A 20,533-nucleotide genomic window follows, 5' to 3' on the forward strand; every position below is an offset into this window, starting at 1 on the left:
CCGCTCCGCAGACCGAGGCCGCACCGGACGCCCGGGCCACGCCGGACACCCGGACCGGACCTGAGACCCGGACCGGACCTGAGCCCCAGGACGCACCCCGGCCCCCGGCCACGAAGCCGGCCGCCCGTCGGCGTGGCCGGTCCACCGTGCTCGCCCTGTCCCTCCTCGCCGCCCTGCTGCTCCTCTCCCTCCTCTCCGCCGGGATCGGCGCGTACGAGATCCCGCTCGGTGACGTCCTCGCCTCCGTCCGGCACCGGACCGGGCTCGGCGGGCACGCCCTCGACCGCACGGCCGAGAGCGTCCTGTGGAACATCCGGTTCCCCCGGGTCGTCCTCGCCGTCCTCGTCGGCGCCTCGCTCGGCTGCGCGGGCGCCCTCATGCAGGGCGTGTTCGGCAACCCCCTCGCGGAGCCGGGCGTCATCGGCATCTCGGCCGGCGCGGCCGTCGGCGCGGTCGGCGCCATCGCGCTCGGGCTGACCTTCCTCGGCAACTGGACGGTGACCGTCTGCGCCTTCGTCGCCGGCCTGGCGACCGTGCTGCTCGTGTACGCGATGTCCCGCTCCGGCGGCCGCACCGAGGTGGTGACCCTGATCCTCACCGGCATCGCCGTGAACGCCTTCGCGGGCGCGCTGATCGGTCTCTTCCTCTTCTTCGCCGACAACGCCCAGATCACCCAGATCACCTTCTGGCAGCTCGGCTCGCTCGCCCAGGCCACCTGGCCCAAGGTCCTCGCCGTGCTGCCCTGCGCGCTCCTCGGCCTGGCCGTCGCCCCCCTCCACTCCCGCCGGCTCGACCTGCTCGCGCTCGGCGAACGGCCCGCCCGGCACCTGGGCGTGGACGTCGAGCGGCTGCGGGTCGCGCTGATCCTGGTGGTGGCGCTGCTCACCGCGGCGGCGGTGGCGGTCGCCGGGATCATCACCTTCGTCGGACTGCTCGTCCCGCACCTGCTGCGGATGGCGAACGGCCCCGGCCACCGCTTCCTGGTGCCGGGCAGCGCGCTGGGCGGCGCGGTCGTCCTCGCGGCCGGCGATCTGGCGGCCCGCACGGTCGCGGCCCCGGCCGAACTCCCCCTGGGCGTCCTCACCGCCCTCCTCGGCAGCCCGTTCTTCTTCTGGCTGCTGCGCAGGACCCGTCGCAGACAAGGTGGTTGGGCATGACACCCACGGCATCCACGGCGCCCGTGGCATCCATGGCACCCAGGACGTCCGTCGCGTCCGTACGGCTCCGGGGGCTGCTCCCGGGCCGGCGCAGCCGGGCCCTCCCCTCCCCCGCCCCCCGCGGCGGACTCGTCGCCGAGGCGGTCGGGCTGCGGGTCGCGCTCGGCGGCAGGACGGTCCTCGACGGCGTCGGGATCGGGGTGCGGGCCGGGGAGGTCCTGGCGCTGGTGGGGCCCAACGGCGCCGGGAAGTCGACCCTGCTCGCCGCGCTCGCCGCCGATCTCGCCCCGAACGCCGGGGAGGTGCGGATCGGGGGGCGGCCCGCCGGCGACTGGACGGCCGGTGAACTCGCCCTGCGGCGGGCGGTGCTGCCGCAGGCCGCCGCGCTCTCCTTCCCCTTCCCCGTCGCCGAGGTCGTCCGGATGGGCCGGGCCCCTTGGGCGGGCACCGCGCGGGAGGACGAGGACGAGGCGGCCGTCGCCGGCGCGATGGCGGCGACCGAGGTCGGGGCCTTCGCCGGGCGGCCGTTCTCCGCGCTGTCGGGCGGCGAGCGGGCCCGGGTCGCGCTGGCCCGGGTCCTGGCCCAGCGGGCCGGGCTCCTGCTGCTCGACGAGCCGACCGCCGCGCTCGACCTGCGCCACCAGGAACTGGTGCTCCGGGTCTGCCGGGAGCGCGCGGCGGCCGGGGACGCGGTCGTGGTGGTGCTGCACGACCTGGGGCTCGCCGCCGCCCACGCGGACCGGGTCGCGGTGCTGCACGGCGGCCGGATCGAGACGGCCGGCCCGCCCTCCGAGGTGTTCGACGCCGAGGTGCTGAGCCGGGTCTACCGGCAGCCGGTGGAGGTGCTCCCGCACCCGCGGACCGGGGTTCCCCTCGTCGTACCGGTGCGGCCGGAACCGGTCGGGCCACCGATGCCGACCCGCCGTCACGAATCGGACGATTCACCTTCCTTGACCGGTCCTTGACCCCTCCATGAGGACCCCATGGAGGGGTCGTGACCGACCCGTGTCCGGCTCGCCGGAGCTGAGAGCTGAATCACGGAACGGGCGGGTATGGCTGAGGTAAGCCTCGGTTAAGTTAGGTCCGCCTCACCACCTGTCCCCGCTTTCCTGGAGTCCCCATGCGAGCCGTCCGCCTCTCCGTCGTCACCGCCGCCGCGACCGCGGCCGCCCTGACCGCCGTCACGGGCTGCGCCGAGAAGAGCGACGGCAAGGGGGCGGACGGCGCGGTCACCGTGATCGCCAAGGACGACTCCTGCGAGGTGTCGAAGAAGGAGTTCCCGGCGGGCCATGTGAAGCTCGCCGTCGAGAACCGCGGCTCCAAGGTCACCGAGGTCTACGTCCTCCACCCGGACGACCGGATCGTCACCGAGCGCGAGAACATCGGCCCCGGCACCAAGGCCACCATCACGGCCGAGATCAAGGCCGGCGACTACACGATCTCCTGCAAGCCCGGCATGGTCGGCGACGGCATCCGCCAGCAGGTCAAGCTCACGGGCGCGGGCGCGGCGAGCGCGAAGCGCTCCCCGGAGATGGACGCCGCCGTCGCCGCCTACCGCCAGTACGTCCAGGCGCAGGCCGACGCGACCCTCCCCAAGGCGAAGGTCTTCACCGACGCCGTCCGCGCCGGGGACGTCGAGGCCGCGAAGAAGGCCTACGCCGAGTCCCGCATCGGCTGGGAGCGCACCGAGCCCGTCGCCGAGTCCTTCGGTGACATCGACCCGAAGGTCGACGTCCGCGAGGACGGCCTGGAGGAGGGCCAGGACCCGGCGAAGGACTGGACCGGCTGGCACCGCCTGGAGAAGGCGCTCTGGAAGGACAGGAAGCTCGGCACCGCCGAGAAGCAGCTCGCGGACACCCTCGACAAGGACCTGGCGGACTGGGCGAAGCGGGTCGGCAAGGCCGAGATCACCCCGACCTCGATGGCCAACGGCGCCAAGGAGCTCCTGGACGAGGTCGCCACCGGCAAGGTCACGGGTGAGGAGGAGCGCTACTCCCACACCGACCTCGTCGACTTCAAGGCGAACGTCGAGGGCGCGCAGAAGTCCTTCGAGCTCCTCAAGCCGGTCGCCACGAAGAACGACCCGAAGCTGGTCGCCGAGCTGGACAAGCAGTTCGCCGCGCTGAACGCGCTGCTCGACAAGTACCGCACGAACAAGACGAGCTACGTCTTCACCTCCTACGAGAAGGTCGGCAAGCCCGAGCGCAAGGAGCTCTCGGACGGCGTCAACGCGCTGGCCGAGCCGCTCTCGAAGCTCGCCGCCGCCGTCGTCGAGTAGCGGTCGGCACAGCACGGTCGGAGAGCACGGTCGAGGGAGAGGGGATGCGGAGCATGACCGAGGAGAGCCAGGAGCGGACGGCGGTGGGGGCCGCGCCCTCCCGTCGTACGGTCATCGGCTGGGGCGGGGCCGGGCTCGCGCTCGGTGCCGCCGCGGCGGGCGGCGCCGTGGCGCTGGCCCGGGAGGGCGAGGGCACCGCGCCCGTCGCCGACACCGGCGGGGCCGTGCCCTTCCACGGCCCGCACCAGGCCGGCATCGCCACGCCCGTGCAGGACCGGCTGCACTTCGCCGCCTTCGACGTGAAGACGAAGGACCGCGCGGAGCTGGTCCAGCTCCTGCAGGACTGGACGCGCGCCGCCGAGCGGATGACGGCCGGCGCCGAGGTCGGCGAGGGCGCGTACGGCGGGCTGCCGGAGGCGCCGCCGGACGACACCGGCGAGGCCCTCGGCCTCAGGCCCTCCCGCCTCACCCTCACGATCGGCTTCGGCCCCACGCTCTTCGACGGGCGCTTCGGGCTGAGGGACAAGCGCCCCGGGGCCTTGGTGGAGCTGCCCAGGTTCCCGGGCGACAACCTGGATCCGGCGCGCAGCGGCGGCGACCTCTGCGTACAGGCCTGCGCGGACGACCCGCAGGTCGCCGTGCACGCGATCCGGAACCTCGCACGGATCGGCTTCGGCAAGGTCGCGGTGCGCTGGTCGCAGCTGGGCTTCGGCAAGACGTCCTCGACGACCCCGGACGCCCAGACCCCGCGCAACCTCTTCGGCTTCAAGGACGGCACCCGCAACATCGCGGGCACCGAGACCGAGCGGCTCGCGAAGCACGTGTGGGTCTCCGGCAGGGACGCCGAGGGTCCGGCCGCGTGGATGGACGGCGGTTCGTACCTCGTCGCCCGCCGCATCCGGATGAACGTCGAGACCTGGGACCGTACTCCGCTCGGCGAGCAGGAGGACATCTTCGGCCGCGACAAGCGCGAGGGCGCGCCGGTCGGCAAGGCCGAGGAGCACGACGAGCCGTTCCTGAAGGCGATGAAGCCGGACTCGCACGTCCGGCTCGCGCACCCGGACACCAACGGCGGGGCGACGATCCTGCGGCGCGGCTACTCCTTCACCGACGGTACGGACGGACTCGGCCGGCTGGACGCGGGCCTGTTCTTCCTGGCGTACCAGAAGGACGTCCGGACCGGGTTCATCCCGGTGCAGACCTCGCTCGGCCGCGCCGACGCCCTCAACGAATACATCCAGCACGTGGGTTCGGCGCTGTTCGCGGTCCCGCCGGGCGTCCGGGACAAGGACGACTGGTGGGGCCGGGCGCTGTTCTCGTGACCTGCGTCATCGAGGAGGAGGACCGACGTGTTCGGTAACTATCTGATCGGCCTGCGCGAGGGCCTCGAAGCGAGCCTCGTCGTCTGCATCCTCGTCGCGTACCTGGTGAAGACCGGGCGCCGGGACGCGCTGCGGCCGATCTGGATCGGCATCGGCGTGGCCGTGGGTGTGGCGCTGGCCTTCGGCGCGGGCCTGGAGTTCGGCTCCCAGGAGCTGACCTTCGAGGCGCAGGAGCTGCTCGGCGGTTCGCTGTCGATCGTCGCGGTCGTCCTGGTGACCTGGATGGTCTTCTGGATGCGGCGCACGGCCCGGCACCTGAAGGCGGAGCTGCACGGCAGGCTGGACGCGGCCCTCCGCATGGGCACGGGCGCGCTCGTCGCGACCGCGTTCCTCGCGGTCGGGCGCGAGGGCCTGGAGACGGCGCTCTTCGTCTGGGCGTCGGTACGTGCCTCCTCGGACGGCTCGTACGCGCCACTGGCCGGCGTCCTCCTCGGCCTGCTCACGGCGGTCCTCCTCGGCTGGCTGTTCTACCGGGGCGCGCTGCGGATCAACCTGGCGAAGTTCTTCACCTGGACCGGCGGGATGCTGGTCGTGGTGGCGGCGGGCGTCCTCGCGTACGGCGTGCACGACCTCCAGGAGGCGCGCTTCCTCGACGGCCTCGCGGACAAGGCCTTCGACGTGTCGGCGACGATCCCGCCGGACAGCTGGTACGGCACGCTCCTCAAGGGCGTCTTCAACTTCCAGCCGGACCCGACGGTCCTTCAGGTCACGGTGTGGGCGCTGTATCTGGTCCCGACGCTCGCCCTGTTCCTGGCCCCGATAAGGTCGGGTCCGTCCGTGCGGGTGGAGAAGCAGAAGGCGACCGATGAGAAGGCTGAGGCTGAGGCGAGCACCGGGACGAGCGGCTGAGCGTCTCGCGGCACGACCGGTGAGGGCGCTGGCGGCCACCGCGGCGGCGACCGTGCTGGCGCTGACCGCGAGCGGCTGCGTGACGGTCCACGGCGAGACGGCGCTGCTTCCGGCGGTGACGCAGGAGGAGGCCGCGCAGGCCCTCGCCGACTTCACCGCCGCCTACAACCGGGCCGACAAGGCCCATGACCCCGCTCTGGACGCGGGCCGGGTGACCGGTCCGCTCGGGGCCATCAACCAGGCGGGGCTGCGCTCGCGGGCGGTCACGAGCCCCGGCGGCAACCCGGACCACCAGCCGCTCGAACTGGCCGACGCGCGGTTCGTCGTGCCCCGCAAGGCCGGCTGGCCGCGCTGGTTCGTCGCGGACACCGACTCGAACCGGGACGTCGACGAGGGCCGCGCCGACCAGCGCTGGGTCCTCGCCTTCGTGCGCAACGGGCCCGATCAGCTGTGGGAGGTCGCCCACCTGGTGGTCCTCGGCGCGCGGGCCGTGCCCGAGTTCGCCGAGGAGGAGGGGTACGCGGTGCCGGTCGCCGCGGACAGCGACGCCCTGGCCGTCGCGCCCGAGGACCTCGGCGCGGGGTACGTGGCGTATCTGCAGGAGGGGAAGCCGGGGCCGTACGCGGCGGGCCCGCACACCTCACTGTGGCGCGAGGAGCGGCAGAAGAGCGCGAAGCGGCCGGGGCTCGCGACCCAGTACATCGACCGCGTCGCGGACCAGGGCGACTTCGCCCCGCTGGGGCTGCGGACGAAGGACGGCGGCGCGTTCGTCTTCTTCGCGACCCGGTACTTCGAGCGGCAGACGGCTGCGGCGGGCTACCGGCCGAAGGTGGGCCCGGACATCAAGGCGCTGCTGACCGGCGAGGTGCGGAACACGGTCACCAAGGAGTGGGTGTCGGACCAGGTGGTCCTGGTGAAGCCGGCGGGCAGGGACCGGGACGGCGTCACGGTCGCGGGCCGGCTCCAGGGCGTGGTCGGCGCGGTGGGCTCGTAGGAACGCGTCCGCCGCCCCGTCCGCCCCGGCGGTCAGCGGGTCAGCGGGTCAGCGGGTCAGCGGCCAGGCGATCTCGTGGGCGGTGTGCTCCCCGTCGCCCTCGGCCTCCCGCTCGGCCGCGTGGCGCGCGCAGGCGTCGGTGAGGGTCTCCAGGAGGTTCAGCGGGTCCGGCAGCGGGTGCTCGGGGCCGCGGACCCAGGCGACGACCGGGTGGGCGTCCTCGTCACCGGGGAGCCGGGCCGGCGGTACGAGGACGTAGCTGCCGCGGCAGTGCCAGCGCAGCCCCGGGTGCTCGTCCATGGTCTCCGGGTGGCAGTCGAGCTCACAGGGCCACCACTCGTCCTCGTCCTCGGGGGTGCCGCGGGTGGCGGTGAAGAAGAGCATGCGCCCGCCGACCGTGTCGACATCGGCGGACTCGGCGACCGGTCCCACCTCGACGCCCTCGGCGAGCAGGCGCTCCAGGGCGGCCCGGCCGGCGGCCAGCGGGACGTCGAGGACGTCGTGGACCATTCCGGTGGCGGTGACGAAGTTCGCCTCGGGCTCGTTCCGCGCCCAGCGCTCGATCTGGGCGCGGTCGGTGGTCGACTGGGTCTGCCACGCGAAGGAGACGGGGTGCCGGGCGGGGGTGGGACAGCCGATCCGCTCACAGGAACAGCTGTAGCCGACGGGATACGCGGCGGGGGCCAGGGGCAGCCCGGCGGCGGCGGTGGCCAGGAGCAGCTTCTCGCGGTCGTTCTCCTGGTCGGCCGCGGTGCGTTTCGGGCGCCTGCGCAGCCACTGTGCGAGTTTGCTCTCCGTGCCGCGGTAGCGGCCGATGCCGTCGCCCATCTATCCCCTCACAGCTCCTGCTCGCCCGTTCGGCTCTGCCCATGGTCCCACCATCCTGCGCCCCGGGTGACCGGAGTGTGAAAGCGGGGTGCGGAAACGGGGTGCGGGGCGCGCCGGAGGGGGTGGGGCGAGGAACCACCCGAACGGTCCACAGCGCGGGGCGCCCCGAGGGCGGACCATGGGTCCACCGATCTTCGGTTCTTCCGTCCGCCCGTTCGTGAGGAGCCCTCTTTGCGCCCCACTCCGCGCACGTCCTCGCCCCGCCGTTACCTGATGTGCCCACCCACGCACTTCTCGGTGACGTATTCGATCAATCCCTGGATGGACCCCACGAAACCGGTCGACCTGCCGCTGGCCCTCGCCCAGTGGGAGGACCTGCGCGACCGGTACCGCTCGCTGGGCCACACCGTGGAGCTGCTGACGCCCGAGCCGGCGCTGCCGGACATGGTCTTCGCGGCGAACGGCGCCACGGTCGTCGGCGGCCGGGTCCTCGGCGCGAGGTTCGCGCACGCCGAGCGGACCGACGAGGCCGCCGCGCACCTGTCCTGGTTCCGCAGGAACGGTTGGCCTGACGACGCGGTCCGGGTCCCGGAGCACGTGAACGAGGGCGAGGGCGACTTCGCCGTCACCGCCTCGTGGATCCTCGCGGGGCGCGGTTTCCGCTCCAGCCCGCTGGCGCACGGGGAGGCGCAGGAGTTCTTCGGCCGGCCCGTGATCGGGCTGGAGCTGGTGGACCCGCGCTACTACCACCTGGACACGGCGCTGTGCGTCCTGGACGACACCCGGGACGAGGTCATGTACTACCCGGCCGCCTTCTCGCCGGGCAGCCGCGCGGTGCTGGCCCGGCTGTTCCCGGACGCGCTGGTCGCGACGGAGGAGGACGCGGCGGCGCTGGGGCTCAACGCAGTGAGCGACGGCCGGAACGTGCTGCTGCCGCAGGCGGCGGTGGGCCTCTTCGAGCCGCTGCGGCAGCGGGGCTTCGTGCCGGTCGGGATGGACCTGGGCGAGCTCCTGAAGGGCGGCGGCAGCGTGAAGTGCTGCACGCAGGAGCTCAGGCCCTGACCCCGACGGCCCGCCGGGGCGGGAGCGCCTAGGGCGTGTTGCGAAAGTAGCGCCGGCCGCCCGTCGGGCAGGCGGGACTTTCGCAACACGCCCTAGGCCTCCTGCTCCGGCGGCCAGGAGTCGCCCCACTCGATGTCGCGGGCCTGCTTGTACAGGGGCCCGTGGCGCTTGGTGACCATCTCCCGGGTCAGCCCGTCGGGGCCGCACAGTTCGAGCTGGACCAGGCCCTTGCGGATCTGCGGCCTGCGGGTGATGCGGGAGGGCGTGGGGGTCACCGGGAAGCGGGTGGCGGCGACGTAGCTGTACTTCTCGTCCTCGTACGGCAGGGAGCCGCCCTTGACCTTGCGGTGCAGCGAGGAGCGGCTCACGCGGGCCGAGAAGTGGCACCAGTCGGTGCCGGGCACGATGGGGCAGGCCCCGCTGTGCGGGCAGGGCGCGGCGACGGTGAATCCGGCGTCGACGAGCAGGGTGCGGGCGGCGATGATCCGCTCGTAGCCGTCGGGGGTGCCGGGCTCCACGACGACGACGGCCCGCGCGGCCCGTGCCGCCTCGGTGACGAGGGCCGTGCGGTCGGCCTCGGTGAGCTCCTTGAGGACGTACGAGACGGTGACGAGGTCCGTGTCGGCGAGCCGCAGCGCGCCGCCGATCCGCTCGCGGCGCCATTCGGCGTCGAGGGTGCCGGCCGCCAGTTCGCGGCCGAGCGCGAGGGCGGGCTCGGCCCAGTCGAGGACGGTGGTCCGGGGCGGCGCCTCCCCCCATGCCTCGGCGACGGCCCAGCTCGCCGCGCCGGTGCCGCCGCCGACGTCGGTGTGCGTGGCCGGCGCCCAGTCGGGGGCGGCCTCCCGGAGGGCGTCGAGGGTGCCCCGTACCGCCTCGAAGGTCGCCGGCATCCGGTACGCGGCGTACGCGGCGACGTCGGAGCGGTCGCGGAGCACGGGGGCGTCCGTCGGGGTGGTGCCCCGGTAGTTGGCGATCAGCCGCTCGACGGCGCGGGCCGCCTGGCTGGGCGGCAGCCCGTCGAGGAGCCCGGCGAGGGCGGCGCGCAGGGACTCGGCGGAGGGAGGGGAGACGTTCACCGAGACAGTCTAGGCGTCGGGGCGGCCGCTCCCCGGGGCGTGGCCCGGGGTGGTGGTCAGGGAGAGTGGACGGCCCGCCAGGCGTCGAAGGCGTGGTCCCACTGCTCGCCGGTGAGCTCGGTCAGGGAGGCGGGGAAGAGGCCGTCCTCCTCCTTGGCGATGTGGTCGTGGAGTTCGTCGACGGCGCGGACGAACTCGGCCCGCCGCTCGGCCGAGTCGAGGTCGAGGCCGGCCAGGAAGGCGGCGAGCTCCCGGTGCTCGCGGGCGAGGGCGTCGACGTACGCGGTGTACTCCTCGTTCTCGCGCATGACGGCGAACAGGCCGCGCTCCTCGCCCGCCCAGTGGGCGAGGAGCAGCACGGCCATCCGTTCCACGAGGCTCCGCGCGCGCTCCCGGTCTCCCGCGTCGAGCGCGCGGACCGCGTCCCCGGCGAGGTCGGTGATCGCCGCGTGCTCGGCGATGAACTCCTTGATCAGGGGGATCTCACGGCATCCGCAGTAGTGGCACATGGGGCAGATCGTCACATCGCGGGCGGGCCCGCGCCCGGTGCCACTCCGGTACTAGGGCGTGGGGGCGGCGGCGCGCCAGGGGCGGCACAGGGCGAGGAAGCAGGTGAGGGACAGGGCGGCGCAGCCGAGCTGGACGACGGCCATGGGGACGGCCGTGTGCTCGCCCGCGATGCCGACGAGCGGGGAGGCGATCGCGCCGATGAGGAAGGAGGAGGTGCCGAGGAGCGCGGAGGCGGAGCCGGCCGCGTGCGGGGTGCGCATCAGGGCCTGGGCGTTGGTGTTCGGCAGGGCCAGGCCCATCGCGGACATGAGGACGAACAGTCCGGCGGCGATCGGCACGAGTCCGACCTCGCCGAAGACGCCGGTCGTCATGAGGACCAGGGCGAGGGAGGCGAGCAGGATCGTTCCGAGGCCCCAGCCGAGGACCTTGTCGAGGCTGACGCGGCCGACGAGGAGCTTGCCGTTGACCTGGCCGACGAGGACGAGGCCGACGGAGTTGACGCCGAAGAGCAGGCTGAAGGTCTGCGGCGAGGCGCCGTAGATCTCCTGGACGACGTAGGGCGAGGCCGAGATGTACGCGAAGAGGGCCGCGAAGGCGAGGCCGCCGGTGAGGGTGTAGCCGGCGAAGACGCGGTCGGCGAGGAGTCCGCGCATGGTGCGCAGGGCGTGGCCGACGCCGCCCTGGTGGCGCCGCTCGGGCGGCAGCGTCTCGTCGAGGAAGCGCCAGACGACGAGGGTGAGCAGGACGCCGATGACGGCGAGGACGTGGAAGACGCCCCGCCAGTCGGTGACGCGCAGGATCTGGCCGCCGATGAGGGGCGCGACGATCGGGGCGACGCCGGAGATCAGCATGAGGGTGGAGAAGAAGCGGGCCATCTCGACGCCGTCGTAGAGGTCGCGGACGACGGCACGGGCGATGACGATGCCGGCGGCGCCCGCGAGGCCCTGGAGCAGCCGGAAGCCGATGAGGAGTTCGGCGGTGGGGGCGAGGGCGCAGACGGCGGTGGCGAGGACGTACACGACCATGCCGGCGAGGAGCGGCCGGCGGCGGCCCCACTTGTCGCTCATGGGGCCGACGACGAGCTGGCCGAGGGCCATGCCGGCGAGGCAGGCGGTGAGCGTGAGCTGGACGGTGGCGGCCGGTGCGTGGAGCGCGCCGGTGACCTCCGGCAGTGCCGGCAGGTACATGTCCATGGAGAGCGGGGGCAGGGCGGTGAGTCCGCCGAGGACGAGGGTGACGAGCAGCCCCACGCGCCGGGCGGCGGTGACGGGACCCGCCGGGGCGACCGGGGTGCTCTCGGTTATGTGCCCTTGTGTTGTCTTCTGGCCGCTCTCCGGCATCGACTGCTCCATTTCGTTGAATCCTTGCCTATGCTCTCAGCTCGATCGGCATGGTCGAGACCTCTGTGGGACGGGTGGGGCAACATGAGTGGAACGGTGCGCTGGGGGATCCTGGCGACGGGTGGCATAGCCGAGCGGTTCACGACGGACCTCCTGACGCTCGACGGCGCGGAGGTCGTGGCCGTGGCGTCCCGCACGGAGGCGTCCGCGAAGGCCTTCGCGGACCGGTTCGGGATCCCGCGCGCGTACGGGCAGTGGGCCGGGCTCTTCGCCGACGAGGACGTCGACGTCGTGTACGTGGCGACGCCGCACCACGCGCACCGGGAGGCGGCCGGGCTCGCGCTGGAGGCGGGAAAGGCGGTGCTCTGCGAGAAGGCTCTCACGCTCAACGCCCGTGAGGCGGAGGAGTTGGTCACTCTCTCCCGGGACCGCGGCCTCTTCCTGATGGAGGCCATGTGGATGTACTGCAATCCGCTCGTCCGGAAGCTCGCGGAGCTCGTACGGGACGGGGCGGTCGGCGAGGTCAGGACCGTCCAGGCGGACTTCGGGCTCGCGGGCCCCTTCCCCGCCGGCCACCGGCTGCGGGACCCCGCGGTGGGCGGCGGGGCGCTGCTCGACCTCGGCGTGTACCCGGTGTCGTTCGCGCAGCTGCTGCTCGGCGAGCCGGACTCGGTCCAGGCGCACGCGCTGATCTCTCCGGAGGGCGTCGACCTGAACACCGGGATGCTGCTGGGCTGGGACTCGGGCGCCTCGGCGCTGCTGTCCTGCTCGCTCGTCGCGGACACCCCGCTGACGGCGGCCGTGACGGGCACGCTCGGCCGGATCGAGGTGCCGCGCGGCTTCTTCTTCCCGGAGCGGTTCACCCTGCACCGGGACGGCCGGGAGCCGGAGGAGTTCCTGGCGGGCGACGACCCGCACTCCTTCCGGCACGAGGCCGCCGAGGTGATGCGCTGCCTGCGGGCGGGCGCGACGGAGTCGCCGCTCGTGCCGCTGGAGGGTTCGCTCGCGGTCATGCGGACGCTCGACGCCGTCCGCGAGCGCGTCGGCGTCCGCTACCCCTCCGAGACGGCCGCCCGGGGATAGCGGGCATCCACGTGTCGGACGGATGCGTTCATGGGGCACGCGCCTCGCGTACGCTGCGCGCCCATGAGCATCGCAGTGGTGACGGGAGCGGGGTCGGGCATCGGCCGGAGCGTGGCGCTGGCCCTGGCGGAGGCCGGCTGGTCGGTGGCCCTGGCCGGCCGCCGGGCCGCCGCCCTGGAGGAGACGGCCGCCGCGTGGCCGTCCGGTGACTTCCTGACCGTCCCGACGGACGTGACCTCGGCGGAGGCGGTCGCGGCGCTCTTCGCCGCGGTACGGGACCGGTACGGCCGGGTCGACCTGCTCTTCAACAACGCCGGTACGTTCGCGGGCGGCGGCGTCCCCGTCGAGGACCTGGACCCGGAGACCTGGCGCGCGGTCGTCGACGTCAACCTGACGGGCGCGTTCCTCTGCGCCCAGGCGGCCTTCCGCGCCATGAAGGAGCAGGAGCCGCAGGGCGGCCGCATCATCAACAACGGCTCGATCTCCGCGCACGTGCCGCGCCCGCACTCGATCGCGTACACCGCGACCAAGCACGCCATGACGGGCCTCACCAAGTCGCTGTCGCTCGACGGGCGTCCGTACCGGATCGCCTGCGGTCAGCTCGACATCGGCAACGCGGCGACCGAGATGACGGCCCGCATGCAGACCGGCATCCTCCAGGCGAACGGACAGCTGGCGGCGGAGCCGGTGATGGACGCGGTGGACGTGGCGGCGACGGTGGTGCACATGGCGGCGCTGCCGCTGGAGGCGAACGTCCAGTTCGCGACGGTGATGGCGACGACGATGCCGTACATCGGCCGGGGCTGACCCCCGGCCGGTGCACCTCGGGGGTTACGCCTGGCCGGTCTCGAAGCGTGCGACCTTGCCGTCCTCGACGGTGAAGCGCCACTTGGTCCGCATCTCGCCCCAGGTGTCGTTGCGGTAGCGGGCGACGAGGACGAGTCCGCCGTCCGACTCGGACTCGACGTCCATGTGCCCGCGCGAGGAGAAGACCTCCCTGTCGGTCCACTCGGCCAGGTTCCGCTCGGAACCGTCGTCGGACATGGTCGCGCCGGGGGCCAGGGCCGCGGTGAAGGCCGTCTCGTCGTTGGCGTTGAGGGCCTTGACGAAGGCACGCACGGCGGGGTCGGTGAGCTGGTTCACGGGAATCGTCATGCCCTAGCCGTACACCCGCCGGCCCGTCCGGCCCGGTGACCACGGCCGTGCGCGGGCCCGGGATCGCTCGGACGCACCTGCGTGTTCGCTGGCCCGCGCCCGCCCGGTGCGGGCAGGATCGGGACAACTGCCGCACTCAGCACAGGAGGCTCGATGTCGGACATCGTCAAGGTCGTCAGGCTGTACGCGAAGGAGGCTCCGGTCGGGGTCCTGGACGGACGGATGGTGGGCCTCCTCGACGGGCCGGAGCGGTACGCGGAATGGGCGGTGACCCCGGAGGGCGACGGGTTCCGGCTCACCGTGAAGGGCACGGAGGAGACCGTCGTCGCGGAGGGCGGCGAGCGCGCCCCGGTCGCCGTCCGGCCCGACGACTCCCCCGCCTCCGTCTGGCGCCTCCAGCGGGTCACCGGGGACGGCGTCGCGACGGTCACCGACCTCGACGGCCTCCGGGACGGGGTGTACGCCATCGACCAGAACGGCTTCGCACTCGGCCGGGACCTCTTCGAGGACCGCTCGCTGCTCCCCAAGCGCGTGTACGCCCGGACCGACGACCGCGACCCGCAGTGGAGGATCGAGGTCCTCGCCTGAGCCGGGGACCTCGCCCCGGCTCGGGCGAGGACCCCGGCGGGCCGGGGGTCAGGTCCGGGTGATGAGGCGCTTCGGCTGTTCCAGGACCGCGGCGATGTCGGCGAGGAACGTGGAGCCGAGTTCGCCGTCGACCAGGCGGTGGTCGAAGGAGAGCGCGAGGGTGGTGACCTGACGCGGCTTCACCTTGCCCTTGTGGACCCACGGCTGGAGCTTGATCGCACCGACCGCGAGGATCGCGGACTCGCCGGGGTTCAGGATCGGCGTACCGGTGTCGACGCCGAAGACGCCGACGTTGGTGATGGTGAAGGTGCCCCCCTGCATCGCCGCCGGCGTCGTCTTGCCCTCCCGGGCGGTGGCGACGAGCTCGCTCAGCGACTTCGAGAGCTCGGGCAGGGTCTGGGCGTGCGCGTCCTTGATGTTCGGCACGATCAGACCGCGCGGCGTGGCCGCGGCGATGCCCAGGTTCACGTAGTGCTTGAGGACGATCTCCTGCGCCGCCTCGTCCCAGGCCGCATTGATCTCCGGGTTCCGCTTCACCGCGACCAGCACGGCCTTGGCGATCAGGAGCAGCGGGTTCACCCGCAGCCCGGCCATGTCCTTGTCGGACTTCAGCTCCTCGACCAGCTTCATCGTGCGCGTGATGTCGAAGGTCACGAACTCGGTGACATGCGGAGCGGTGAAGGCCGAACCGACCATCGCCGCCGCCGTCGCCTTCCGCACACCCTTGATCGGAACCCGCGTCTCCCGCACGTCCGAGGACACCGCGGGGGCCGAGGCCGCCACGGGTGCCGACGCCTGGACCGGGGCCGGGACCGGCCGTTCCACGATCTCCCGGGTGCCGATGTCGACCACGGCGGCGGCGTGCACGTCGGCACGCGTGATCGTGCCTCCCCCACCGGAGGGGCGGACGACCGCCAGGTCGACCCCGAGGTCCTTGGCCAGCTTCCGCACGGGGGGCTTGGCCAGGGGGCGCGGTCCGGCGGCGGGCCCCCGGCTTCCGGGGGCCGTGCCGTTGGCCGTCTTGCGGGGGCGGCGCTTCGCGGAGGACTCCACGACGCCGTAGCCGACGAGGACGGGCCGGCGTTCCGGCCGCGACGGTTCTTCGGCGGCGGTGTCGAGGAGTGCGGCCGTGGCGACCGGTGCCGCGGCCCGGTCCGGCGCGCCGGCCTGGTCCGCCGTGTCGACCGAGATGATCACGGCGCCGACGTCTACCGTCGCGCCCTCGGGGAAGCCGATCTCCCGGACGACCCCGTCGAAGGGGACGGGGAGTTCCACCGCCGCCTTCGCCGTCTCGATCTCGCACACGACCTGCCCGTCGACGACGGGGTCGCCGGGCTTGACGTACCAGGTGAGGATGTCGGCCTCGGTGAGCCCCTCCCCCACGTCGGGCATCCTGAATTCGCGAATCGCCATGATTCCTTATTTCCTCGTACGCCGGATTTCCTAGTACGCCAGCGAGCGGTCGACGGCGTCGAGTACGCGGTCGAGGCCCGGGAGGTACTCCTCCTCCAGGCGCGCCGGCGGGTACGGAGCGTGGTAGCCGCCGACCCGCAGGACGGGGGCCTCCAGGTGGTGGAAGGAGCGCTCGGTGATGCGGGCGGCGATCTCCGCGCCCGAGCCGAAGAAGACGGGGGCCTCGTGGACGACGACCAGACGGCCGGTCTTCTCGACCGAGGCCTGGACCGTGTCGAAGTCGATCGGGGAGACCGTGCGGAGGTCGACGACCTCGACCGACCGGCCCTCCTCCTCGGCCGCGGCGGCGGCCTGGAGGCAGGTCTTCACCATCGGGCCGTAGGCGGCGAGGGTGAGGTCCGTGCCCTCGCGGGCGACCCGGGCCTTGTGCAGCTCGCCCGGGACGGCCGAGCCCGCGGCGGAGCCGCTGTCGGGCAGAGTGACCTCGCCCTTGTCCCAGTAGCGGCGCTTCGGCTCGAAGAAGATGACCGGGTCGTCGGACTCGACGGCCTGCCGCAGCATCCAGTACGCGTCGGACGGGGTCGAGGGCGACACGATCTTCAGGCCCGCGACGTGCGCGAACAGCGCCTCCGGGGACTCGGAGTGGTGCTCGACGGCGCCGATGCCGCCGCCGTACGGGATGCGGATGACGACGGGCAGGCGCACCTTGCCCTGCGAGCGGGCGTGCATCTTCGCGAGCTGCGTGACGATCTGGTCGTAGGCGGGGAAGACGAAGCCGTCGAACTGGATCTCCACGACCGGGCGGTAGCCGCGCAGCGCGAGGCCGATGGCGGTGCCGACGATGCCGGACTCGGCGAGCGGCGAGTCCATGACGCGGCCCTCGCCGAAGTCCTTCTGCAGGCCGTCGGTGATGCGGAAGACGCCGCCGAGCTTGCCGATGTCCTCGCCCATGAGGAGGACCTTGGGGTCGGTCTCCAGGGCGGCGCGGAGGGCCTCGTTGAGTGCCTTGGCGAGGGGAAGACTCTTCGTGACCATGACTAGTTGCTCCGTCCGGCGTCCACGAAGGACTCCTGGTAGGCGGCGAACCGGGCACGTTCCTCGTCGACGAGCGCGTGCCCGTCCGCGTACACGTTCTCGAACATCGCCGAGGGGTCGGGGTCGGGCATCGTCCGGACGATCTCGCGGACCCGCCGTCCGAGCGTCTCCGCCTCCTCGTCGAGGGCGGCGAACCAGGCCTCGTCGGCGTGGCCCTCGCGCTCCAGGAGCCGGCGGAGCCGCAGGATCGGGTCCTTGGCCTTCCACTCCTCGACCTCGGCCTCGTCGCGGTAGCGGGTCGGGTCGTCGGAGGTGGTGTGGGCGCCCATGCGGTACGTGAACGCCTCGACGAGCATCGGACCGGAGCCGGTCCGTACGTGGTCGAGGGCGGCGCGGGTGACGGCCAGGCACGCGAGGACGTCGTTGCCGTCGACCCGGACGCCGGGGAAGCCGAAGCCGGCGGCGCGCTTGTAGAGCGGGGACCGCATCTGGCGTTCGGTGGGCTCGGAGATGGCCCACTGGTTGTTCTGGCAGAAGAAGACGATCGGGGCGTCGTAGACCGCGCCGAAGGTGAAGGCCTCCGCGACGTCGCCCTGGCTGGAGGCGCCGTCGCCGAAGTAGCCGATGACGGCGGTGTCGGCGCCGTCCTTGGCGACGCCCATCGCGTAGCCGGTGGCGTGCAGCGCCTGCGAGCCGATGACGAGGGTGTAGAGGTGGAAGTTGTGCTCGGCCGGGTCCCAGCTGCCGTTGCTCGCGCCGCGGAAGAGCGACAGGAGGTGGGCCGGGTCGAGGTTCCTGACCAGGGCCACGCCGTGCTCGCGGTAGCTGGGGAAGGCGTGGTCCTTGGGCCGCAGGGCACGGGCGGAGCCGATCTGGGCGGCCTCCTGGCCGAGCAGCGAGGGCCAGAGGGCCAGTTCGCCCTGGCGCTGCAGGGTGACGGCCTCGGCGTCGAGGCGGCGGGCCAGCACCATGTCGCGGTGGAGGCCGCGGAGTTCCGCCGCGCTCGGGTCGACGGCGTACTCCGGGTGGTGGACCCGGCGGCCCTCGGGCGTGAGCAGCTGGACGAGCTCGGTGGTCATTCGGGGTCTCCGGCTTCCGGTCGGCCTCAGTCGGTGCCGCGGCATATGTGGGGCTCCTCCGCCGCGCCCTCGGGCTCGCCCGCGAGGAGCACGAACGGAGGCACCGTCGAGGGGGCGGGCGGCTGGGCGGCGGGGGCGAGGGGCGGGGAGGGGAGGGCCGCGGTGCGGCCCAGGGCGTCGTCGTACACGAGGTTGAAGAGCTCGACGCAGGGCAGCGTCCGGGCCAGGTGGGCCTGGAGGCCGGGGGCTTCGAGGCTGAGGCGGACGTCCGAGACGGCGATGCCGCGGTCGGTGACGCGCAGGTCCACGCGGAAGACGCCGAAGCAGAGTCCGAGGTGGAGGACGGCCGCGGCCGCCTCGGCGGCGAGGGCCTGGGGGCTGTGCGGCAGTCCGGGGGCGGGGGCCCAGCCGTCCTCGGTGGGCGTGGCGAGGAGGAAGACGTGGGGCCGGCCGGAGACGAAGGCGCCGACGGCGGTGAGCGCGGTGCCCTCCGGGGCCCGGTCGGGGTCCGCCTCGACGAGGAACCCGCCGGCGGCGAGGGCCGCGAGCCGGGCGCCGGTGTCCTGGACGCGGCGGACGGCGTCCGGGTGGTTGCCGGGCAGGTGCAGTGCGGCAGCGAGGTCGGCGACGGCGAGCTGGACGTCCTCGCGGAGTCCGAGGACGAGGTCGAAGCGGTGGCCGGCGGCGTACCGGCCGCGGGCCCAGGCCACGCAGGCGTCGGGGTGGACGCCGGAGAGGCCGGTCGACTCGTCCGAGAGGGTCCGGGCCTCGGGGCCGCGGGCGGCGAGCAGCTCGGCGCGGTCGAGGACCCAGGTGCGTACCCCGCTCGACCAGGCCTCCAGGAGGGTGGAGTTGGCGGCGGCCTCGCCCGGGTGCCGGTGGGGTGCCGCCGCTCCGACGAGGAGGGCGACGGGGCCGGCGGAGGCGGCGGGGGCGGGCCCGGTGGTGTCCGGGGCCGCGGGGGCGGCGGCCGGGGCGGTGGTGTGCGTGGCCGTGTGGCGTGCGACGGACCGGTGGCGTTGCTGGAGCATCTGTCTGCCTCTCTGCGCGGAGAGAGCGGGCTGGGGATCTCCTCGGGCCCGGTGGGGGCGGGCCGCTGAGGAGGGTGGGCCGCCGGGCGGGTGGGGGGCCGCCCGGCGGCGCGGGTCAGGACTTCGGCGTGGCGTCGGCGGCCGGGCGGCCGGCGAATCCGAAGAGGCCGATGACCACGTTGGCGGCGACCCAGAGGAACATGACCAGGAAGCCGCGCTGGAGCGCCTCGGTGAAGGCCTGGGCGGTACCGACGCCCTGGGCGGTGAGCTCGGTGAGGCGGGAGCCGACGACGGTGGCGGTGACCGCGAGGGCGAGGGCGCCGCCGATCTCGGAGGAGGCGTTGAGGACGGCCGAGGTGGTGCCGGCGTCCGCGTCCGAGGCGTCGGCGGTGCCGACGACCGGGGCGGTCATCACGCACAGGACCAGGCCGACACCGAGCAGGGCGGTGACGGGGAGCAGGAGCGCCCAGTAGCTGCTGGTGGTCTCGGCGCCGAGCATCAGGACCAGCATGACGGCGAGGAGGACCGTGCCGATGACGTACGGGACGCGGGGGCCGAACTTGGCGATGAGGACCGGGACGGCTCCGGAGACCACGAGCATGGCGAGGCAGGTCGGGATGTAGGCGAGGCCGACCTCCATCGGGCTGTAGCCGAGGCCGAGCTGCATGTACTGCGGGAGCATGAAGAAGGACGGCAGCATCAGACCCGCGGTGATCAGCTGGGCGATGGTGCCGGTGGCGACGGAGCGGCGGCGCAGCAGGCCGAGGGGCAGCAGCGGGGCCTTGGCCTTGCTCTCGACGCGTACGAAGACGGAGAGCAGGACCACCGCGGCGGCGAGGGCGCCGCCCGCGATCGGGTCGGTCCAGCCGTCCTCGCCGGCGGTGACGATGCCGAAGACCAGGGCGAGCAGGCCGAGGGTGCCGGTGAGGCCGCCGAGGACGTCGGCCGGCGGGCGGCCGCCGGTGCGGGCGATCTTCGGGACGTAGGCGTAGGCGGCGGCGATCAGCAGCAGGCCGATCGGGAGGTTGATGAGGAAGGCCCAGCGCCAGTTGATGTCGGTGATGGCGCCGCCGAGCAGGGTGCCGAGGCTGGCGCCGACGCCCATGACGGTGCCCCAGATGCCGAGGGCCTTGGCGCGCTCGCCGGGCTCCGGGTAGGTCGTGACGAGGATGGAGAGGGCGGCCGGGGAGAGCACGGCGGCGCCGATGCCCTGGATGCCGCGGCCGGCCAGCAGCATGCCGCCGCTGTCGGCGGTGGCCGCGGCGAGGGAGCCGAGGGTGAACAGTCCGATGCCCGTCACGAGCATGGTGCGGCGGGGGAAGACGTCGGTGAGCCGGCCGCCGAGGAGCATCAGTCCGCCGAACAGCAGGATGTAGATGTTCATCACCCACTGCAGACCCGAGGTGCTGAGCCCGAGGTCGGCGCGGAGCTGCGGCAGCATCACGTTGGCGATGGTCGAGTCGAGCACGCAGACGAGCTGGGCGACGGCGACCACGGCGAGGACGAGTCCGCGCTTGCCGGCGGCCGGGGCCTTCGGCGTGACGGGGGACGGCCGGACCGGCGCCTCGGGTGACGCGAGCCGGGTGTCCCGAGCGGTTTCCCGGGCGTCGATACTCATGTTCTCTCCTGTTTCTTCTGGGTTCCTCGGCGGTCCGCGCGTCGGTGCGCGCGGA

Annotated in this window: 20 protein-coding genes; 10 read left to right on the top strand and 10 right to left on the bottom strand. The window is 73.5% G+C overall.

From position 1 onward, the window contains the following. The first annotated feature begins 146 nt into the window (after positions 1-146). The 6 genes from ACF08F_RS05330 to ACF08F_RS05355 all read left to right on the top strand — a co-directional run bounded on the left by ACF08F_RS05330 (position 147) and on the right by ACF08F_RS05355 (position 6,660). Complete coding sequence (locus ACF08F_RS05330) at positions 147-1,157, top strand: FecCD family ABC transporter permease (protein ID WP_392297325.1); 1,011 nt, start codon at positions 147-149, stop codon at positions 1,155-1,157. 32 nt (positions 1,158-1,189) lie between these two features. Next, positions 1,190-2,122 (top strand): heme ABC transporter ATP-binding protein, encoded by a 933-nt coding sequence (locus ACF08F_RS05335; RefSeq protein WP_392297326.1) that lies wholly within the window; start codon positions 1,190-1,192, stop codon positions 2,120-2,122. A gap of 155 nt (positions 2,123-2,277) precedes the next feature. Further along, positions 2,278-3,435 carry an iron uptake system protein EfeO gene (gene efeO / locus ACF08F_RS05340; RefSeq protein WP_392297141.1) on the top strand — a complete coding sequence of 386 codons (1,158 nt, stop codon included), beginning with the start codon at positions 2,278-2,280 and terminating at the stop codon, positions 3,433-3,435. A gap of 53 nt (positions 3,436-3,488) precedes the next feature. Continuing rightward, the gene (gene efeB / locus ACF08F_RS05345; protein WP_392297142.1) at positions 3,489-4,757 is read left to right on the top strand and encodes an iron uptake transporter deferrochelatase/peroxidase subunit; all 1,269 of its coding nucleotides are present in this window, start codon (positions 3,489-3,491) and stop codon (positions 4,755-4,757) included. Positions 4,758-4,784: 27 nt separating this feature from the next. Continuing rightward, on the top strand, positions 4,785-5,666 hold the full coding sequence (efeU, locus tag ACF08F_RS05350) for an iron uptake transporter permease EfeU (RefSeq protein ID WP_392297143.1): 882 nt from the start codon (positions 4,785-4,787) through the stop codon (positions 5,664-5,666). Then, positions 5,623-6,660 (top strand): hypothetical protein, encoded by a 1,038-nt coding sequence (locus tag ACF08F_RS05355; RefSeq protein WP_392297144.1) that lies wholly within the window; start codon positions 5,623-5,625, stop codon positions 6,658-6,660. The genes efeU and ACF08F_RS05355 overlap by 44 nt, the downstream gene beginning before the upstream one ends. Positions 6,661-6,708: 48 nt before the next feature. Here the strand turns inward: ACF08F_RS05355 and ACF08F_RS05360 are convergent, their stop codons facing one another. After that, a complete protein-coding gene (locus ACF08F_RS05360) occupies positions 6,709-7,488 on the bottom strand; it encodes a bifunctional DNA primase/polymerase (protein WP_392297145.1) in 780 nt (259 codons plus the stop codon). Positions 7,489-7,719: 231 nt separating this feature from the next. Between ACF08F_RS05360 and ddaH the strand changes: the two genes are divergently transcribed. Beyond that, on the top strand, positions 7,720-8,550 hold the full coding sequence (gene ddaH, locus ACF08F_RS05365; RefSeq protein WP_392297146.1) for a dimethylargininase: 831 nt from the start codon (positions 7,720-7,722) through the stop codon (positions 8,548-8,550). Positions 8,551-8,642: 92 nt separating this feature from the next. On the opposite strand, the gene ACF08F_RS05370 is transcribed toward ddaH, so the two are convergent. From ACF08F_RS05370 to ACF08F_RS05380, 3 genes are read right to left on the bottom strand one after another with little or no spacing between them, the layout of a single operon-like run. Further along, positions 8,643-9,626 (bottom strand): small ribosomal subunit Rsm22 family protein, encoded by a 984-nt coding sequence (locus ACF08F_RS05370; protein ID WP_392297147.1) that lies wholly within the window; start codon positions 9,624-9,626, stop codon positions 8,643-8,645. A gap of 56 nt (positions 9,627-9,682) precedes the next feature. Continuing rightward, positions 9,683-10,135 carry a hemerythrin domain-containing protein gene (locus ACF08F_RS05375; RefSeq protein ID WP_392297148.1) on the bottom strand — a complete coding sequence of 151 codons (453 nt, stop codon included), beginning with the start codon at positions 10,133-10,135 and terminating at the stop codon, positions 9,683-9,685. Positions 10,136-10,186: 51 nt separating this feature from the next. Beyond that, positions 10,187-11,488 (bottom strand): multidrug effflux MFS transporter, encoded by a 1,302-nt coding sequence (locus tag ACF08F_RS05380; protein WP_392297149.1) that lies wholly within the window; start codon positions 11,486-11,488, stop codon positions 10,187-10,189. A gap of 72 nt (positions 11,489-11,560) precedes the next feature. On the opposite strand from ACF08F_RS05380, the gene ACF08F_RS05385 reads away from it, so the two are divergent. Both ACF08F_RS05385 and ACF08F_RS05390 read left to right on the top strand, forming a co-directional pair. After that, a complete protein-coding gene (locus ACF08F_RS05385) occupies positions 11,561-12,559 on the top strand; it encodes a Gfo/Idh/MocA family protein (RefSeq protein WP_392297150.1) in 999 nt (332 codons plus the stop codon). A gap of 30 nt (positions 12,560-12,589) precedes the next feature. After that, complete coding sequence (locus ACF08F_RS05390; protein WP_392297151.1) at positions 12,590-13,366, top strand: SDR family oxidoreductase; 777 nt, start codon at positions 12,590-12,592, stop codon at positions 13,364-13,366. Between the two features lie 24 nt (positions 13,367-13,390). Here the strand turns inward: ACF08F_RS05390 and ACF08F_RS05395 are convergent, their stop codons facing one another. Beyond that, positions 13,391-13,714: a nuclear transport factor 2 family protein gene (locus ACF08F_RS05395; protein WP_392297152.1), complete on the bottom strand. Its 324-nt coding sequence runs from the start codon at positions 13,712-13,714 to the stop codon at positions 13,391-13,393. A 153-nt stretch (positions 13,715-13,867) separates the two neighbouring features. On the opposite strand from ACF08F_RS05395, the gene ACF08F_RS05400 reads away from it, so the two are divergent. Continuing rightward, positions 13,868-14,302 (top strand): hypothetical protein, encoded by a 435-nt coding sequence (locus ACF08F_RS05400; RefSeq protein ID WP_392297153.1) that lies wholly within the window; start codon positions 13,868-13,870, stop codon positions 14,300-14,302. Positions 14,303-14,350: 48 nt separating this feature from the next. On the opposite strand, the gene ACF08F_RS05405 is transcribed toward ACF08F_RS05400, so the two are convergent. From ACF08F_RS05405 to ACF08F_RS05425, 5 genes are all read right to left on the bottom strand, one after another. Beyond that, complete coding sequence (locus ACF08F_RS05405; RefSeq protein ID WP_392297154.1) at positions 14,351-15,715, bottom strand: dihydrolipoamide acetyltransferase family protein; 1,365 nt, start codon at positions 15,713-15,715, stop codon at positions 14,351-14,353. Positions 15,716-15,745: 30 nt separating this feature from the next. After that, positions 15,746-16,750 (bottom strand): alpha-ketoacid dehydrogenase subunit beta, encoded by a 1,005-nt coding sequence (locus ACF08F_RS05410; RefSeq protein WP_392297155.1) that lies wholly within the window; start codon positions 16,748-16,750, stop codon positions 15,746-15,748. 2 nt (positions 16,751-16,752) lie between these two features. Next, on the bottom strand, positions 16,753-17,874 hold the full coding sequence (gene pdhA, locus ACF08F_RS05415) for a pyruvate dehydrogenase (acetyl-transferring) E1 component subunit alpha (protein ID WP_392297156.1): 1,122 nt from the start codon (positions 17,872-17,874) through the stop codon (positions 16,753-16,755). After that, entirely contained in the window at positions 17,856-18,860 is a 1,005-nt protein-coding gene (locus tag ACF08F_RS05420; RefSeq protein WP_392297157.1) for a hypothetical protein, read from the bottom strand. Before ACF08F_RS05420 ends, pdhA begins: the two co-directional genes overlap by 19 nt. Before the next feature lie 115 nt (positions 18,861-18,975). Continuing rightward, positions 18,976-20,478 (bottom strand): MFS transporter, encoded by a 1,503-nt coding sequence (locus tag ACF08F_RS05425; RefSeq protein ID WP_392297158.1) that lies wholly within the window; start codon positions 20,476-20,478, stop codon positions 18,976-18,978. Positions 20,479-20,533: the final 55 nt, after the last annotated feature.

The organism is Streptomyces sp. NPDC015130 (assembly GCF_043080005.1).
In the GTDB taxonomy this organism is placed as follows: domain Bacteria; phylum Actinomycetota; class Actinomycetes; order Streptomycetales; family Streptomycetaceae; genus Streptomyces.

Excerpts from the sequence above, each read along its gene's own strand:
- ACF08F_RS05390 (WP_392297151.1), top strand. The coding sequence starts at position 12,590 with ATGGGGCACGCGCCTCGCGTACGCTGCGCGCCCATGAGCATCGCAGTG.
- efeO (WP_392297141.1), top strand. The coding sequence starts at position 2,278 with ATGCGAGCCGTCCGCCTCTCCGTCGTCACCGCCGCCGCGACCGCGGCC.
- ACF08F_RS05395 (WP_392297152.1), bottom strand. The coding sequence starts at position 13,714 with ATGACGATTCCCGTGAACCAGCTCACCGACCCCGCCGTGCGTGCCTTC.
- ACF08F_RS05400 (WP_392297153.1), top strand. The coding sequence starts at position 13,868 with ATGTCGGACATCGTCAAGGTCGTCAGGCTGTACGCGAAGGAGGCTCCG.
- ACF08F_RS05380 (WP_392297149.1), bottom strand. The coding sequence starts at position 11,488 with ATGGAGCAGTCGATGCCGGAGAGCGGCCAGAAGACAACACAAGGGCAC.
- ACF08F_RS05385 (WP_392297150.1), top strand. The coding sequence starts at position 11,561 with ATGAGTGGAACGGTGCGCTGGGGGATCCTGGCGACGGGTGGCATAGCC.
- ACF08F_RS05375 (WP_392297148.1), bottom strand. The coding sequence starts at position 10,135 with ATGTGCCACTACTGCGGATGCCGTGAGATCCCCCTGATCAAGGAGTTC.
- ACF08F_RS05405 (WP_392297154.1), bottom strand. The coding sequence starts at position 15,715 with ATGGCGATTCGCGAATTCAGGATGCCCGACGTGGGGGAGGGGCTCACC.
- ACF08F_RS05355 (WP_392297144.1), top strand. The coding sequence starts at position 5,623 with ATGAGAAGGCTGAGGCTGAGGCGAGCACCGGGACGAGCGGCTGAGCGT.
- ACF08F_RS05410 (WP_392297155.1), bottom strand. The coding sequence starts at position 16,750 with ATGGTCACGAAGAGTCTTCCCCTCGCCAAGGCACTCAACGAGGCCCTC.
- ACF08F_RS05335 (WP_392297326.1), top strand. The coding sequence starts at position 1,190 with ATGGCACCCAGGACGTCCGTCGCGTCCGTACGGCTCCGGGGGCTGCTC.
- pdhA (WP_392297156.1), bottom strand. The coding sequence starts at position 17,874 with ATGCCGCGGCACCGACTGAGGCCGACCGGAAGCCGGAGACCCCGAATG.
- ACF08F_RS05360 (WP_392297145.1), bottom strand. The coding sequence starts at position 7,488 with ATGGGCGACGGCATCGGCCGCTACCGCGGCACGGAGAGCAAACTCGCA.
- ACF08F_RS05425 (WP_392297158.1), bottom strand. The coding sequence starts at position 20,478 with ATGAGTATCGACGCCCGGGAAACCGCTCGGGACACCCGGCTCGCGTCA.
- ACF08F_RS05420 (WP_392297157.1), bottom strand. The coding sequence starts at position 18,860 with ATGCTCCAGCAACGCCACCGGTCCGTCGCACGCCACACGGCCACGCAC.
- efeB (WP_392297142.1), top strand. The coding sequence starts at position 3,489 with ATGACCGAGGAGAGCCAGGAGCGGACGGCGGTGGGGGCCGCGCCCTCC.